We start from the raw sequence: 14,882 nt of genomic DNA, 5'->3' as shown, positions 1-14,882 counted from the left end.
ATTAGTCCAAACCGTAGTTGTAGTCATCATCTTGCATGGCTTCAACTTCACCAAGGAGGTAACCATTTCCGACTTGAGAGAAGAAGTCGTGGTTGGAAGTTCCTGTTGAAATACCGTTCATAACGATTGGATTGACATCATCTGCTGAGTCTGGGAAAAGAGGATCTTGCCCTAGATTCATGAGAGCCTTGTTAGCATTGTAGCGAAGGAAGGTTTTGACTTCTTCCGTCCAACCAACACCGTCATAGAGGCTTTCTGTGTAGCCTTCTTCATTTTCATAAAGAGTATAGAGCAGGTCGTACATCCATTCTTTGAGTTTTTCTTGCTCTTCTTCAGGCAATTCATTGAAACCAAGTTGGAATTTGTAACCAATGTAAGTTCCGTGAACAGACTCATCGCGAATAATCAATTTGATGATTTCCGCAACGTTGGCTAGTTTGTTGTTACCGAGATAGTATAGGGGAGTGAAGAAACCAGAGTAGAAGAGGAAGGTTTCAAGGAAAACGCTGGCAACTTTCTTTTCAAGTGGGCTACCGTTGAGGTAGATTTCATTGACAATCTCAGCCTTCTTTTGTAGATAAGGATTGGTATTAGTCCATTCGAAAATTTCTTCAATCTCAGCCTTGGTATTCAAGGTAGAAAAGATTGATGAGTAAGATTTTGCGTGGACAGATTCCATAAATTGGATGTTATTGAAAACAGCTTCCTCATGCGGTGTACGGATGTCTGCGCGAAGGGCTTGAACTCCAGTTTCAGATTGCATAGTGTCTAGAAGGGTTAAACCACCAAAGACTTTTCCAACCAAGTCTTTTTCTACACTTGATAGCTTTCTCCAGTCATCTAAGTCATTTGACAAGGGGATACGTGTATCGAGCCAGAATTGCTCGGTCAGTTTTTCCCAAGTTGATTTGTCGATGACATCTTCAATGGCATTCCAGTTAATGGCTTTGTAGTAAGTTTCCATAAGGTGTATTTCTCCAATGTAATAGTAATTATTATGCAGCCTTGCTTAGTTTTATAGAACCTATTTCAATGGTATCATATTCTTTTATTGCGGAGTAAGCAATAAAAGTCATGGAGCCAAGAACAAGTATAACGTAAATTGGCCCCCATTTACTATTTAAACAAGTAGTAAAAATTTTTTCCATTAAATCACACAGCTTTCACACTGGTTGGCACCGACTTCTCCACCATCATCTGTAAAGGTACGGACGTAGTAGATAGACTTGATACCCTTGTTAAAGGCATAGTTACGAAGGATAGACAAGTCACGTGTCGTTTGTTTGTTTTCTTTCTTCCATTCGTAAAGTCCTTTTGGAATGTCACTACGCATGAAGAGGGTGAGTGAAAGTCCTTGGTCCACGTGCTCAGTCGCAGCAGCGTAAACATCAATCACTTTACGCATATCCATGTCGTAAGCAGAAGTGTAATAAGGAATGGTTTTTGTTGACAAGCCAGCAGCAGGGTAATAGATTTTACCGATTTTCTTCTCTTGACGTTCTTCGATACGTTGCGTAATCGGGTGGATAGAAGCAGAAACGTCATTGATGTAACTGATCGAACCATTTGGAGCTACAGCAAGACGGTTTTGGTGGTAAAGACCATCTGCTTGAATCTTGTCGCGAAGTTCAGCCCAATCAGCAGCACTAGGAATAAAGACATCTTTGAAAAGTTCTTTAACACGGTCTGATTTTGGAACAAACTCGCCAGTCACATACTTGTCAAAGTAGCTTCCGTTAGCATAGTCTGATTTTTCAAAGTTGTGGAAGGTGATACCACGTTCACGCGCAATATTGTTTGACTCAACTAAAGTCCAGTAGTTCATAAGCATAAAGTAGATGCTTGTAAATTCAACAGACTCAGGCGATCCATATTCAATCAGTTGTTGGGCAAGGTAGCTGTGAAGTCCCATAGCACCAAGACCAAAGGTGTGGGCTTGGCTATTTCCATGGTCAATCGTAGGTACAGCCACGATGTGTGAACTATCTGTAACGAAAGTTAAAGCACGAACCATAGCACGGATAGAACGACCAAAGTCAGGTGAAGTCATCATGTTAACCACGTTGGTTGAACCAAGGTTACATGAAACGTCCGTTCCCATTTGAAGGAATTCTTGAGCATCGTTGATCAAGCTTGGTTCTTGAACTTGAAGAATCTCAGAACACAAGTTACTCATGATAATCTTACCATCAACTGGGTTTGCACGGTTAGCCGTATCAATGTTGACGACATAAGGATAGCCAGACTCTTGTTGCAATTTAGAGATTTCAGTTTCCAAATCACGCGCCTTGATTTTTGTCTTGCGAATATTTGGATTTGCGACCAATTCATCGTATTTTTCAGTAATGTCGATGTAGTTGAATGGCACACCGTATTCTTTTTCTACGGAGTAAGGGCTGAAGAGGTACATTTCTTCATTTTTACGCGCCAATTCGTAGAATTTATCTGGCACCACAACACCAAGTGAAAGGGTCTTAACACGAACTTTTTCATCGGCGTTTTCTTTCTTAGTTGAAAGGAAGGCGATAATATCTGGGTGGAAGACGTTGAGGTAGACAACACCAGCACCTTGACGTTGACCCAATTGGTTAGAGTAAGAGAAGCTATCTTCGAAGAGTTTCATAACTGGAACGACACCAGAAGCGGCTCCTTCATAACCTTTGATAGGTGCGCCAGCTTCACGAAGGTTGCTGAGAGTAATTCCCACACCACCACCGATACGTGAAAGTTGAAGAGCTGAGTTGATAGAACGTCCGATAGAGTTCATATCATCCGTCACTTGGATTAGGAAACAAGATACCAACTCCCCACGACGAGCACGTCCAGCATTCAAGAAGGAAGGAGTAGCAGGTTGGTAGCGTTGGTGGATGATTTCATTGGCAATATCGATTGCAACAGCTTCATTCCCATCAGCGAAATAAAGGGCGTTAAAGAAGACACGGTCTTCCATACTTTCAAGATAATATTCACCGTCGTTGGTTTTTAAGGCATATTGATTGTAAAATTTATAGGCAGCCATGAAAGACTTGAATTGGAAGTTTTGGTCTTTGATAAATTGTGACAATTCTTCCAAGAACTCTGGACGGTATTTCTTGATAAAGGCTGTTTCGATGTAGTTGTGGTCAATGAGGTAGTTGATTTTATCTTTAATTGAATCAAAAACCATAGTGTTTGGAACGACATTTTCTTTAAAGAAGGCATCCAAGGCTTCTTTATCTTTATGAAGCATGATTTGTCCATTGACAGGACGGTTGATTTCGTTATTAAGACGGAAGTAAGTCACGTCCTCAAGATGTTTTAATCCCATAAAATTTCCCTTATCTAATTACAAAAGAAAGGCCTCTAAGTTGGCCCTAGAAGCAGTCTCTTCTGGATGATGTACTAAGATTATGCTAATTGTTTCAGTTTTCCTGGTTGGAAACCTGAAAAGACTTCAGTTGGTGTTTGAATAATAGGAGCTGCGCTAAAACCGAGTTCTTTGACTTGATCGATGTACTCAGGCTGCTCATCAAGATTGATTTCTTTATATTCAACGTTATTACTGTCCAAGAAACGCTTGGTCATTTTACATTGGACACAATTGTTTTTAGAATAAACGGTTACCATTGTGTAACTCCTCTTTAAAATTTAATTCTATCCTAGTATATCAGAAAATAAAATTTTGTCAATGATTTGAACTAAATATAGTGGTCTTTTTTTCTAGTCAAGCTCACAAAACACAATATGTAGTGTTTGTTTTATAAAACAGCAATGATTATCCTATAAATCGTTTTTAAAGAAACTATATCCTGTGTTTTGTTATCTAGGATAGAAGATTTTCAGCAAGTTATCTGAAAGGAAATTGAAGGAAAATCCAGAAAATGCTTGAAAAAAATCCTAGAAGATGGTATAATACCAAATTGTAAGGGTTATCACATATAACTCAAAAAAGAAAGAACAAAAGGAGAGTCAAACTATGGCTTCTAAAGATTTCCACGTAGTGGCAGAAACAGGTATTCACGCACGTCCAGCAACATTGTTGGTGCAAACTGCTAGCAAATTTGCTTCAGATATCACTCTTGAGTACAAAGGTAAATCAGTTAACCTTAAATCAATTATGGGTGTTATGAGTCTTGGTGTTGGCCAAGGTGCTGACGTAACTATCTCAGCTGAAGGTGCAGATGCAGATGACGCTATCGCTGCAATCTCAGAAACAATGGAAAAAGAAGGATTGGCATAAGGGAAATGACAGAAATGCTTAAAGGAATCGCGGCATCTGACGGTGTTGCAGTTGCAAAAGCATATCTACTCGTTCAACCGGATTTGTCATTCGAGACTATTTCAGTCGAAGATACAAACGCAGAAGAGGCTCGTTTGGATGTTGCTCTTGAAGCTTCTCAAAACGAGCTTTCTCTTATCCGCGAGAAAGCTGTAGGTACGCTTGGTGAAGAAGCGGCTCAAGTTTTTGACGCTCATTTGATGGTTCTTTCTGACCCAGAATTGATTGGTCAGATTAAAGAAACAATTCGTGCTAAGAAAGTCAATGCAGAAGCAGGTCTTAAAGAAGTGACTGATATGTTCATCACTATCTTTGAAGGCATGGAAGACAACCCATACATGCAAGAACGTGCAGCGGATATCCGCGACGTGACAAAACGTGTCTTGGCAAACCTTCTTGGTAAGAAATTGCCAAACCCAGCTTCTATCAATGAAGAAGTAATCGTGATTGCGCATGACTTGACACCATCTGATACAGCTCAATTGGACAAAAACTTTGTAAAAGCTTTTGTAACAAACATCGGTGGACGTACAAGCCACTCAGCTATCATGGCACGTACACTTGAAATTGCAGCTGTATTGGGAACAAATAACATCACTGAAGTGGTGAAAGACGGTGATATCCTTGCCGTTAACGGAATTACTGGTGAAGTGATTATCAACCCAACAGATGAACAAGCGGCAGAATTTAAAGCAGCTGGTGAAGCTTATGCTAAACAAAAAGCTGAATGGGCACTTTTGAAAGATGCTCAAACAGTGACTGCTGACGGTAAACACTTCGAGTTGGCTGCTAACATCGGCACTCCAAAAGACGTTGAAGGTGTTAACAACAACGGTGCAGAAGCTGTTGGACTTTACCGTACAGAATTCTTGTACATGGATTCTCAAGACTTCCCAACTGAAGATGAGCAGTATGAAGCATACAAGGCTGTTCTTGAGGGAATGAATGGAAAACCAGTAGTTGTTCGTACAATGGATATTGGTGGAGATAAGGAACTTCCTTACTTCGATATGCCACACGAAATGAACCCATTCCTTGGATTCCGTGCCCTTCGTATCTCTATTTCTGAAACTGGAGATGCAATGTTCCGTACACAGATCCGTGCCCTTCTTCGTGCTTCTGTTCATGGTCAATTGCGTATCATGTTCCCAATGGTTGCCCTTTTGAAAGAATTCCGTGCAGCTAAAGCAGTCTTTGATGAAGAAAAAGCAAACCTTCTTGCTGAAGGAGTTGCAGTGGCGGATAACATCCAAGTTGGTATCATGATTGAAATCCCTGCAGCAGCTATGCTTGCAGACCAATTTGCTAAAGAAGTAGACTTCTTCTCAATTGGTACAAACGACTTGATTCAATATACAATGGCGGCAGACCGTATGAACGAGCAAGTTTCATACCTTTACCAACCATATAACCCATCAATCCTTCGCTTGATCAACAACGTTATCAAGGCAGCTCACGCTGAAGGTAAATGGGCTGGTATGTGTGGTGAGATGGCTGGTGACCAAACAGCTGTTCCACTTCTTGTCGGAATGGGCTTGGATGAATTCTCTATGTCAGCAACATCTGTACTCCGTACACGTAGCTTGATGAAGAAATTGGATACTGCTAAGATGGAAGAGTACGCTAAACGTGCCCTTACAGAGTGTTCAACAATGGAAGAAGTTCTTGAACTTCAAAAAGAATACGTTAACTTCGATTAATGTCATTAACCTTGTAACCTAGTTGCAAGGTTTTTTTGACGCATTTTGGGAAAAGTATGGTCTTATAAAGTCCACTTTTCAATGAGTCAGAGGCATGATATAATAGGGGGAAACAAATAGAATAAGAGAGAAACCATGTCTAAAGAAATTGATATTGAGTATTACCACCAGCTAGCTTTACAAAAGCAGAAGGAACATCGCAAAGTCTTAGCCAATTTAAAGAAAAAGCCACCAAAAAATCTAGACAAGATAGCCCAGCAGATTCATGAAGAAGTCTTTGCGGAGATTGATTGCACTGCATGTGCTAACTGTTGTAAGACTTTGGGTCCTGACTTCAAAGAGGCAGACATCACCCGTATTGCCAAGTATTTCAAAATGAAATTGCCGGCCTTTGAAGCTGAATTTCTGCATGTAGATGAAGATGGGGACAAGGTTTTCAAATCCATGCCTTGCCCATTTTTAGGAGGAGATAATCTCTGCTCTATCTATGATGTTCGTCCAAAGGCCTGTCGTGAATTTCCCCATACAGACCGCAAAAAGATCCATCAAATCAACCATTTGACGATTAAGAATACCTTGACCTGTCCAGCAGCCTATCTCTTTGTTGAGAAATTAAAGGATAAGTTATAGAGATTTATTATAAAGATACTGTTCTAACTCTGTAGAAATCATTTCTATGGAGTTTTCTCTTTATGGTCTATTTTTGAGAAATCATCAATTTATTTTTATAAAAAAGCAGTTATAAGGATTTTTTAAGCAAGCGAACGTATACTTATACAAACAAAAAGAAAGAGGTACAGCTATGAATTATCTAGTTATTCCAGCTTATCAACCTGATTTTAATCTGCTAACACTGATTGAAAAAATTCACAAGAAGGGTGATTTTTCTATCATTGTGATTGATGATGGTAGTTCTCCTGAATGTAAAGAAATATTTGCTCAGGCTGAAAACTATGGAACTGTACTTCGTCATCAGGTCAATCAAGGTAAGGGTCAGGCTTTGAAAACAGCTTTTGCTTACATTCAATCACTCAAGATGCCTGGAACTATCGTTACAGCAGATGCGGATGGTCAACACAAGATTTGGGACATACTCCGTACTAGTAACAAGGCCAACGAAAATCCTAGCACTCTGGTTCTTGGTGTTCGTGCTTTTACTGGCAAGGTTCCCTTGCGTAGTCGCTTTGGAAATAGCTTGACACGTATCTTATTTAAAATCCAAACAGGCGTAGCAGTTTCAGACACACAGACAGGACTTCGTGCTTTCACGACAGACTTGATTCCTTTTATGATGGAAGTGGAAGGACAACGTTATGAGTATGAAATGAACATGCTATTGGAAGCCAGCAAGCAATATCCGATTTTGGAAGTTCCTATTGAAACAGTCTATATAAACGACAATCAAGCTTCTCACTCCCGACCTATTCGAGATGGTTTAATGATTTACAAAAACATTTTGAAATTCGCTCTTTCATCATTTAGTAGTTTTATCGTGGATTATCTAGTTTATGCTTTTTCTATTCTTTTCTTGAGCTTTATTCCATCAGGTTTACACCTCCTCCTATCAAATGGGCTGGCTCGTGTGACCAGCTCTATCTTCAACTTTTCGACTAATAAAAAATTGGTATTTAAAAATAAAGCAAGTAATTTAAAAACAGGTGCAGGTTATTTAACCTTGTCTGTTGTTCTCTTTTTCTTAGATACTCTCCTAATTAGCCTTTTTAATACAGGTTTCGGAATCAATTTATTCATGGCTAAAATTTTTGTAGGAATGCTTCTCTTTGTGGTATCTTGGACTGTTCAAACACGATTTATTTTCAAAGAAAGGACTTGTTATCCAGTATGAAATTTTTTAAGAAAGCTTATCTATACGCCTCGGTCTTTGGCTTACTTCTGACAAGTTCCTTTACCTATTCGATGTTAAAGACATTTGTACTAGCGGAGACTATCTCCACTGTATCTAATACTAACTCGACATTTAACACATCAGTAGCAAGTCAAGCAGCAAAAAATGCCCAAGTAACGGATACCAGCTATTCAGATGGAAATATCAGTGTCAATCTAACTGAAAAGACGGTGAATGATACGCAAATCTATGTGGCGGATGTGACTCTGAGCTCTGCAGATTATCTGAAAACAGCCCTAGCTCAAAATTCTTATGGAACTAACGTCACAGCTAAAACCTCCGTGACAGCAGCTAAAAATAATGCTATTTTAGCTGTCAATGGCGACTACTATGGAGCTAATAGCTCAGGTTATGTTATCCGTAATGGTGTCGTCTATCGGGATAGTGTCCGTGAAGACGCCAGTAATGGTGACCTTGCCATTTACAAGGATGGCTCTTTTAAAATCATTTACGAGAACCAAATCTCAGCTGACCAGTTAGTTCAAGATGGTGTAGTTAATCTACTGGCATTTGGTCCGTCTCTAGTTGAAAATGGTGAGATTTCTGTCGGTATCAATACAGAAGTTGGTCAGGCTATGGCTTCAAATCCTCGTACAGCTATTGGAATTATCGATGAAAACCACTATATCATTGTTGTTTCAGATGGTCGTACCTCGGAGAGCAAGGGCTTGTCTCTTTACCAGATGGCAGAAGTGATGAAATCTTACGGAGTGAAGACGGCCTACAACCTAGATGGTGGAGGTTCTTCAACTCTCTACTTTAATGGTCAGGTAATCAATAAACCGACTACAGGTGGAAGCAAAATATCAGAAAGGGCGGTGAGTGATATTGTCTATATCGGTTACTAAAAATAAAAACAAACGTCTCCAAAAGGCGCTAGTCGGCTATAGCATTCTTACTATTTTCTTTTTAGTATTTAGCCGTATCTACGAGTCTTTCAGTTTTGGGGAAACCTCCCTTCATATGCACTATCTTTTTGTAGTCCCTCTAGTAGGGGGCGTCATTCTGGCATTACTGTTGAAAATCATTCCAAACTTAGGGCGAATCAGTCTAAACTTATGGAACTCGTCAGTAGCCGTTCTAACAACTGGTATGCTTTTTCGCGGAATCGTCAATCTATCAGGTCGTTCAACGGCCCTAGATCAACCCTACTGGTATGTTGGTATATCTTTTGCTATCTTAGCTATAGTATCACTTTTCTTTCAGAAGAAAAACAGTAAGTAATTAGCTTAAAAATGAAAAAACTGGTTGTTGAGAGAAACAGCCAGTTTTATTGTGGTATAATGAAGTAAGAAAACACCTCAACCTACTTGAAAATAAAGGGAGAACTCTGTGCCTAGACCGAGAACGAAAGAGGAACTAGTATTAGCCTCTAAGGAAAACTATGAAAAGCTCAATCATTTCATCTCCCAACTAAGTGAAGATGAGCTACAGACTCCGTTTGATTTTTCAAGAGACCCAAAGAAAAAAGAAGCTCACTGGAAAAGGGATAAAAATCTACGGGATGTCTTGATCCATCTTTATGAATGGCAGCAGTTACTTTTGACTTGGGTACATTCTAATCAAGAAGGTCACGAAAGACCTTTTCTCCCTGAACTTTATAATTGGAAAACTTATGGACAAATGAATGTCGTTTTTTGGAAGAAGCACCAGAAAACGTCCTTAGAAGAAGCGACTAGACTCCTAGAACAATCACATAGGGAGGTTTTAGAGTTGATAGAAGTTTTTAGCAATGACGAACTCTTTACCAAAGGTATCTATAAGTGGACGGGAGGAACAAGTCTAGGTTCCTACTTTGTTAGTAGCACGTCAAGCCACTATGATTGGGCTACGAAAAAGCTCAAGGTTCATCGGAAGAATTGTAAGGGATAGATGGCCTATTTGAAATTGCAAGAATGAGTTCTTTTAAACGTAATACTCTTCGAAAATCAAATTCAAACTGCGTCAACGTCGCCTTGCCGTACTCAAGTACAGCCTGCGGCTAGTTTCCTAGTTTGCTTTTTGATTTTCATTGAGTATAAGATAAAAGCAAGGGGCTATCAAGTGATGTAGCCCTTTTGAGTTATACAATTAAATTACCATGCAAAAGCTGTCGTTGGAGCATTGAGCGCTTCTAACCACTGTTTATTTTTTACGGGGCAAAGAGTTACGGATATACCTGCCATATCTAGACTGGTCATAAATGTTCCTGATTTTATAAAGGTAATAGTGATTCCTTCAATTTCTAAGAGTTGAAGGAGATCATTGATAAATATGCCCATTTCTAAGTTGCTGGTAGTGCCTAGATTATTTACAAGCAATATAAATTGATCACCCTTTTTCCAATGATAGTGCAATCTTAATTTACTTATAATTTCATTTGCCAGGATTTCCGATGATTGGAATGGGACGATACGATAGCCTTCTTCGCCATGTATCCCAATACCATAAGAAATATTTCCTTCTTCTAAGTTAAATAGTGGAAGGGGGGCTTGGGGGAGACTAGCAGCTTTCGTTGCAAAGCCAATTGTTGCGATTTCGGGAGCAAGCTGATGACCTAAATCAGTTAGTTGCTCGATGTCAGCACCGTTCTGAGCCGCATACCCTAGGATTTTATGAAGCAAAATTGTACCTGCAAGCCCTCTTCCTCTAATTTGAAATTTATTGTGAGGTTCAATTGAAATATCGTCGTGTGCTAGACTATAGCCGACCTTAATTCCTTCTTGTCTAGCAGTGTTAATGGCCGAACTAAATTCTTTGATGTCTGCTTCGAAATTTTTTACAATGATGAAGACACCGTGACCATTGTTTAAAAAACGAATGGACTCTAAGATTTCAGTTCTTGTGGGAGGAGTAAATAATTGGCCATAGATAGCAGCAGTAAGCATTCCTTCTCCGACATATCCAATATGAGCAGGTTCGTGACCTGAACCTCCACCCGACAATATTGGAACCTGATGAGGATTGCGATTTTTTTGATAGACTAATGGTAAGGTAGGGTGTTTTTCTAATTCAGGATGGCTGCTGACAGTTGCCGAAATGTAACTTGAAATAATTTTCTGTTTATGATTTGAAATAAATGTCATTGTGGTCTCTTTCCAATAATTGTCATGATTAGAAAGTCTGGTTGTGGAACTGGACTTTTTTTATTGACGTAAGCCTTCACGATTTCTGCTAGAGCATGTGAATGATAGTCTAACAAAAAACAAGTATAAGCAGATGAATCGATATTAATCTGGCCATATTCTCTTAAAATTTTTGATACAAGCAAGCGACAGTAACTTATAAATTGGTCATAGAAGTTATTTTGCCCTTGAATATCAAAAAGTTGAATATAGAAGTCACGCTCTTTTTCGAAATAAAAAAAATTCTTGTAATAGTTTTTGGCCTGAAATGAAGTCCAAGTTATTGGTGATATACTCGGTTAAGTCATTTTCAAATATCCAGTCGAGCAGTTCATATTTGTCAAGAAAGTGATTATAAAAGGTCTGTCTACGAATGCCAGCTGATTCCATGATATCTACAATAGAGATTTTGTCAAATTCTCTAGTAGTTAATAGGTCTCTAAATGCCTTGGCAATCCGTTTTTTTGTAATGAGTGATGATGCCATAGGAAACCTTTCTTTTACTTCCTTCATTTTACCAAAAAAATGTTTGAAACGGGTTTAAAAGGGGACAAATAATAGAATCTGTCCCTTATCAGCCAGCAATAAAAAATATATAATGAAAGCGAAAACAAAGGTACATGCCGAAAGGAGTTTCTCATGAAAAAAATTATAAATAAACCGACACAAGTTGTTGATGAAATGTTGCAGGGATTGTCATTCATGCATGATGACTTGGTAGAACGTTTAGATGGTTTTGATGTCATCGTTAGAAAGGCAGAAAAGACAGGAAAAGTTGGACTCATTTCAGGTGGAGGTTCAGGACATGAACCAAGTCATGCTGGATTTGTAGGAGATGGAATGTTGTCTGCTGCCATTTGTGGAGCAGTCTTCACTTCACCTACTCCGGACCAAATTTTAGAAGCCATCAAGGCGGCTGATGAAGGTGCTGGAGTTTTCATGGTCATCAAGAACTATTCTGGGGACATCATGAACTTTGAAATTGCACAAGAACTTGCTGAAATGGAAGGTATTGATGTAGCAAGCGTTGTGGTTGATGATGATATTGCTGTTGAAAATAGTCTCTATACCCAAGGGCGTCGAGGTGTTGCAGGTACTATTTTAGTCCATAAAATTTTGGGTGATGCAGCTCGTTCTGGTAAATCATTATCTGAAATGAAGGACTTGGCCGACAAACTTGTCTTAGAAATTAAAACAATTGGGTTGGCCTTGTCTGGAGCAACCGTTCCTGAGGTTGGGAAACCAGGTTTTGTTCTAGAAGATGATGAATTTGAATATGGAGTTGGTATTCATGGTGAGCCAGGATATAAAAAAGAGAAAATGCAATCTTCAGCACAATTGGCTTCAGAATTGGTTGAAAAATTATCTGAAGGTTTCCGACTTAAAGCTGGTGAACGCTATGGCCTTCTCATTAATGGTTTAGGAAGCACTCCTCTTATGGAACAATACGTATTTGCAAATGATGTGGCTAAATTACTCCATGAAAAAGGTGTTGAGTTGGCGTTTAAGAAAATTGGAAACTATATGACATCAATCGATATGGCTGGCTTGTCATTAACATTGATTCGATTGGCAGATGATGAGTGGTTGGATGCTCTAAATGCACCTGTTACTACACCAGCTTGGTAAAACTCAAGGAGGAAATGTCGCATGAATGTTGAACAAGCTCTTGAATGGATGAAGCTTTTTAATGAAAAGATTCAAGAACAGAAAGATTACCTTAGTGAGTTAGACACTCCTATAGGAGATGGAGACCACGGTGGAAATATGGCGCGTGGAATGGCTGCAGTTATGGAAAACTTAGAAGGAAAGCAATTTGAGACAAGCAGTGATGTGTTTAAACTTGTCTCAATGCAACTACTGAGTAAGGTAGGCGGTGCTTCTGGTCCTCTGTATGGCTCTGCTTTTATGGGCATGGCCAAGGCTGATTCTAATTCGAAAATAGAGGAAATCTTACAAAGCGGTTTGGATATGATTGTCAAACGTGGGAAAGCAGAAGTTGGAGAAAAGACAATGGTTGATGTTTGGACTCCTGTTATTGCTGCTTTGTCTGCTGGTCAATTGACTCAAGACGTTATTGATAAGGTAGTGAATGCTACCAAAGATTTACTTGCAACTAAAGGAAGGGCATCTTATGTAGGAGAACGTTCTCTTGGACATATTGATCCTGGGTCATTCTCATCAGGATTGCTCTTTACTGCTCTTTTAGAAACTGGGGTGTTTTAATGGGAAGTATTGGTCTTGTTATCGTTTCACATTCCAAACACATTGCAGAAGGTGTTGTTGAACTGATTAGTGAAGTAGCTAAAGATGTTCCGATTACTTATGTAGGAGGAACCGAAGATGGAGGAATTGGAACGAGTTTTGATCAAGTAGATAGGGTTGTTTCCGAAAATCCAGCAGATACTTTATTAGCTTTTTTTGACCTAGGTTCTGCTAAAATGAACTTAGAAATGGTGGCTGATTTCAGTGATAAAAGTATCATGATCAATAGGGTTCCAATTGTAGAAGGTGCCTATACTGCAGCAGCTCTTCTTCAGGCTGGTGCAGAACTGTCAGTTATTCAAACACAGTTGGCGGAGCTTGAAATCAATAAATAAGGAATTTTACTATAACTCTTTTTATAGGTGGACTATTGATTATCTCAACTATAAAATTTTAAGTAAATAATTTCAAAATCAGAAAGGGATTGCTTGGGCAGTTCCTTTTTAATGTAAAAGGAGTGGAATCATAGCGTTTCTAAATTGTTAATACTCTTCGAAAATCAAATTCAAACCACGTCAACGTCGCCTTGCCGTACTCAAGTACAGCCTGCGGCTAGTTTCCTAGTTTGCTCTTTGATTTTCATTGAGTATAATAATTCAAAACTGATTGTGATGGGACGACTATTCTAGCTTTAGAATTCTTCAAAAATTAAAATTTAAGGCAATCAATCGCTTAGAATAGTGCGAAAACATTTAGTTCATAGGAATTCTAGATCTAGAATTACATAGATATTTATGAAGTTAGGGTGTTCGATAGATAGGATTGTTCTATTCTGAAAGATTTGAGCTGTCAATTGTATAGGATAGTGTTTTACCAATGAATTTTGAAAATTAGAGGGGATAAAAAGAATCTTGACAATATTAATTTCTTAGATTACAATAGAATTACATACCGACAGTATGATAGAAAGGGGATATGATGGCAAGGAATAGAAACTCACATGAGACTAGAAAAAAATATTAGAAGTTTCGAAAGACTTATTTTTAGAAAAAGGATTTGATAATACCTCAATACAAGATATAATCGATGGGTTAGGTGGATTGACGAAAGGTGTTATTTATCATCATTTCGAGTCTAAAGATGAAATATTGCAATCAATCATTAGCGAAAATAATCAAGAAATTTTAAATTACAATTGGAGAGGAAATACTGCATTAGAAAAAATACAAAATTCTTTGATGGATGCGTTCTCTAATTTAGAACAACAAAGATTAGTATACTCTGTCTCAATTATGCTAAGAAGTCCACGTTTGTTAGGAGAGCAGTATTTAAGTTTATTTTCTGATTTTTTACCAGGGATTAGAGAAAAAGTTTTCGAAGGTGTTAAAGATAAATCGATTAAAACAGAATATCCTGAAGAGCTAGCTGATTTGATTGTTTTAACTTTGAATATTTGGATTGGGTTCCAAATTTCTATTTATTCAGTAGAAGAATTAAAGAGTAAAATGAAGTTCATTAAACTAACTTTTGAAGGTTTGGGGGTGCAGTTGATTACTGATGAAATGATGGAAGTAATTTTCCAATTATTTGATCACTTAAAAGGTGTCAAATAAATTTTAAGTATTGATATTTTAAAAAATACCATACTCTAGATATGGTATTAAAAATTCCAGTATACATACCTTTAGTATGTTTATTTTTTGAATCTT

The 14,882-nt window shown here is 38.4% G+C and carries 14 protein-coding genes and 2 pseudogenes; 11 read left to right on the top strand and 5 right to left on the bottom strand.

The window, feature by feature from the left end; all coding sequences use genetic code 11:
- Position 1 precedes the first annotated feature (1 nt).
- The 3 genes from nrdF to nrdH form a co-directional block, all read right to left on the bottom strand.
- Positions 2–964, bottom strand: coding sequence for a class 1b ribonucleoside-diphosphate reductase subunit beta (nrdF, locus tag HMPREF9957_RS05395; RefSeq protein WP_000451389.1), 963 nt, complete (start codon positions 962–964; stop codon positions 2–4).
- Between the two features lie 183 nt (positions 965–1,147).
- Positions 1,148–3,307, bottom strand: a complete 2,160-nt coding sequence (gene nrdE / locus HMPREF9957_RS05390) for a class 1b ribonucleoside-diphosphate reductase subunit alpha (RefSeq protein WP_000523238.1) — start codon at positions 3,305–3,307, stop codon at positions 1,148–1,150.
- An 80-nt stretch (positions 3,308–3,387) separates the two neighbouring features.
- Complete coding sequence (gene nrdH / locus HMPREF9957_RS05385; protein ID WP_000259242.1) at positions 3,388–3,606, bottom strand: glutaredoxin-like protein NrdH; 219 nt, start codon at positions 3,604–3,606, stop codon at positions 3,388–3,390.
- Positions 3,607–3,955: 349 nt separating this feature from the next.
- Here nrdH and HMPREF9957_RS05380 point away from each other — a divergent pair, with 349 nt between their 5' ends.
- The 7 genes from HMPREF9957_RS05380 to HMPREF9957_RS05355 all read left to right on the top strand — a co-directional run bounded on the left by HMPREF9957_RS05380 (position 3,956) and on the right by HMPREF9957_RS05355 (position 9,736).
- Positions 3,956–4,219, top strand: a complete 264-nt coding sequence (locus HMPREF9957_RS05380; protein ID WP_000146947.1) for a phosphocarrier protein HPr — start codon at positions 3,956–3,958, stop codon at positions 4,217–4,219.
- A gap of 5 nt (positions 4,220–4,224) precedes the next feature.
- Entirely contained in the window at positions 4,225–5,958 is a 1,734-nt protein-coding gene (gene ptsP, locus HMPREF9957_RS05375) for a phosphoenolpyruvate--protein phosphotransferase (RefSeq protein ID WP_000138122.1), read from the top strand.
- A 135-nt stretch (positions 5,959–6,093) separates the two neighbouring features.
- Entirely contained in the window at positions 6,094–6,588 is a 495-nt protein-coding gene (locus HMPREF9957_RS05370) for a YkgJ family cysteine cluster protein (RefSeq protein ID WP_000031470.1), read from the top strand.
- A 172-nt stretch (positions 6,589–6,760) separates the two neighbouring features.
- A complete protein-coding gene (locus tag HMPREF9957_RS05365) occupies positions 6,761–7,804 on the top strand; it encodes a bifunctional glycosyltransferase family 2/GtrA family protein (protein WP_001108590.1) in 1,044 nt (347 codons plus the stop codon).
- Positions 7,801–8,712, top strand: coding sequence for a phosphodiester glycosidase family protein (locus HMPREF9957_RS05360; protein ID WP_000667756.1), 912 nt, complete (start codon positions 7,801–7,803; stop codon positions 8,710–8,712). Before HMPREF9957_RS05365 ends, HMPREF9957_RS05360 begins: the two co-directional genes overlap by 4 nt.
- On the top strand, positions 8,687–9,088 hold the full coding sequence (locus tag HMPREF9957_RS13490; protein WP_000603765.1) for a hypothetical protein: 402 nt from the start codon (positions 8,687–8,689) through the stop codon (positions 9,086–9,088). The genes HMPREF9957_RS05360 and HMPREF9957_RS13490 overlap by 26 nt, the downstream gene beginning before the upstream one ends.
- A gap of 108 nt (positions 9,089–9,196) precedes the next feature.
- Complete coding sequence (locus HMPREF9957_RS05355) at positions 9,197–9,736, top strand: ClbS/DfsB family four-helix bundle protein (protein WP_001137925.1); 540 nt, start codon at positions 9,197–9,199, stop codon at positions 9,734–9,736.
- A 203-nt stretch (positions 9,737–9,939) separates the two neighbouring features.
- On the opposite strand, the gene dhaQ is transcribed toward HMPREF9957_RS05355, so the two are convergent.
- Together dhaQ and dhaS are read right to left on the bottom strand one after the other, a co-directional pair.
- Positions 9,940–10,929, bottom strand: coding sequence for a DhaKLM operon coactivator DhaQ (dhaQ, locus tag HMPREF9957_RS05350; protein ID WP_000142826.1), 990 nt, complete (start codon positions 10,927–10,929; stop codon positions 9,940–9,942).
- Positions 10,926–11,454: pseudogene (dhaS, locus tag HMPREF9957_RS05345) on the bottom strand (dihydroxyacetone kinase transcriptional activator DhaS). The gene dhaQ and the pseudogene dhaS overlap by 4 nt, the downstream one beginning before the upstream one ends.
- A 153-nt stretch (positions 11,455–11,607) precedes the next feature.
- Between dhaS and dhaK the strand changes: the two are divergent.
- From dhaK to HMPREF9957_RS05325, 4 genes and pseudogenes are all read left to right on the top strand, one after another.
- Positions 11,608–12,597: a dihydroxyacetone kinase subunit DhaK gene (dhaK, locus tag HMPREF9957_RS05340; RefSeq protein WP_000720771.1), complete on the top strand. Its 990-nt coding sequence runs from the start codon at positions 11,608–11,610 to the stop codon at positions 12,595–12,597.
- A gap of 21 nt (positions 12,598–12,618) precedes the next feature.
- Positions 12,619–13,194, top strand: coding sequence for a dihydroxyacetone kinase subunit DhaL (dhaL, locus tag HMPREF9957_RS05335; RefSeq protein ID WP_001100266.1), 576 nt, complete (start codon positions 12,619–12,621; stop codon positions 13,192–13,194).
- Positions 13,194–13,568, top strand: coding sequence for a dihydroxyacetone kinase phosphoryl donor subunit DhaM (dhaM, locus tag HMPREF9957_RS05330; RefSeq protein WP_000534737.1), 375 nt, complete (start codon positions 13,194–13,196; stop codon positions 13,566–13,568). The genes dhaL and dhaM overlap by 1 nt, the downstream gene beginning before the upstream one ends.
- A gap of 583 nt (positions 13,569–14,151) precedes the next feature.
- A pseudogene (locus HMPREF9957_RS05325) lies at positions 14,152–14,786 on the top strand (TetR/AcrR family transcriptional regulator).
- Positions 14,787–14,882 lie beyond the last annotated feature (96 nt).

Origin of the sequence: Streptococcus mitis SK1080 (assembly GCF_000220085.1) — a bacterium.
Taxonomy (GTDB): Bacteria; Bacillota; Bacilli; order Lactobacillales; family Streptococcaceae; genus Streptococcus; species Streptococcus mitis_K.
This window is presented reverse-complemented; position numbering and strand designations above follow the sequence as displayed.

Excerpts from the sequence above, each read along its gene's own strand:
- nrdF (WP_000451389.1), bottom strand. The coding sequence starts at position 964 with ATGGAAACTTACTACAAAGCCATTAACTGGAATGCCATTGAAGATGTC.
- nrdE (WP_000523238.1), bottom strand. The coding sequence starts at position 3,307 with ATGGGATTAAAACATCTTGAGGACGTGACTTACTTCCGTCTTAATAAC.
- nrdH (WP_000259242.1), bottom strand. The coding sequence starts at position 3,606 with ATGGTAACCGTTTATTCTAAAAACAATTGTGTCCAATGTAAAATGACC.
- HMPREF9957_RS05380 (WP_000146947.1), top strand. The coding sequence starts at position 3,956 with ATGGCTTCTAAAGATTTCCACGTAGTGGCAGAAACAGGTATTCACGCA.
- ptsP (WP_000138122.1), top strand. The coding sequence starts at position 4,225 with ATGACAGAAATGCTTAAAGGAATCGCGGCATCTGACGGTGTTGCAGTT.
- HMPREF9957_RS05370 (WP_000031470.1), top strand. The coding sequence starts at position 6,094 with ATGTCTAAAGAAATTGATATTGAGTATTACCACCAGCTAGCTTTACAA.
- HMPREF9957_RS05365 (WP_001108590.1), top strand. The coding sequence starts at position 6,761 with ATGAATTATCTAGTTATTCCAGCTTATCAACCTGATTTTAATCTGCTA.
- HMPREF9957_RS05360 (WP_000667756.1), top strand. The coding sequence starts at position 7,801 with ATGAAATTTTTTAAGAAAGCTTATCTATACGCCTCGGTCTTTGGCTTA.
- dhaQ (WP_000142826.1), bottom strand. The coding sequence starts at position 10,929 with ATGACATTTATTTCAAATCATAAACAGAAAATTATTTCAAGTTACATT.
- dhaK (WP_000720771.1), top strand. The coding sequence starts at position 11,608 with ATGAAAAAAATTATAAATAAACCGACACAAGTTGTTGATGAAATGTTG.
- dhaL (WP_001100266.1), top strand. The coding sequence starts at position 12,619 with ATGAATGTTGAACAAGCTCTTGAATGGATGAAGCTTTTTAATGAAAAG.
- dhaM (WP_000534737.1), top strand. The coding sequence starts at position 13,194 with ATGGGAAGTATTGGTCTTGTTATCGTTTCACATTCCAAACACATTGCA.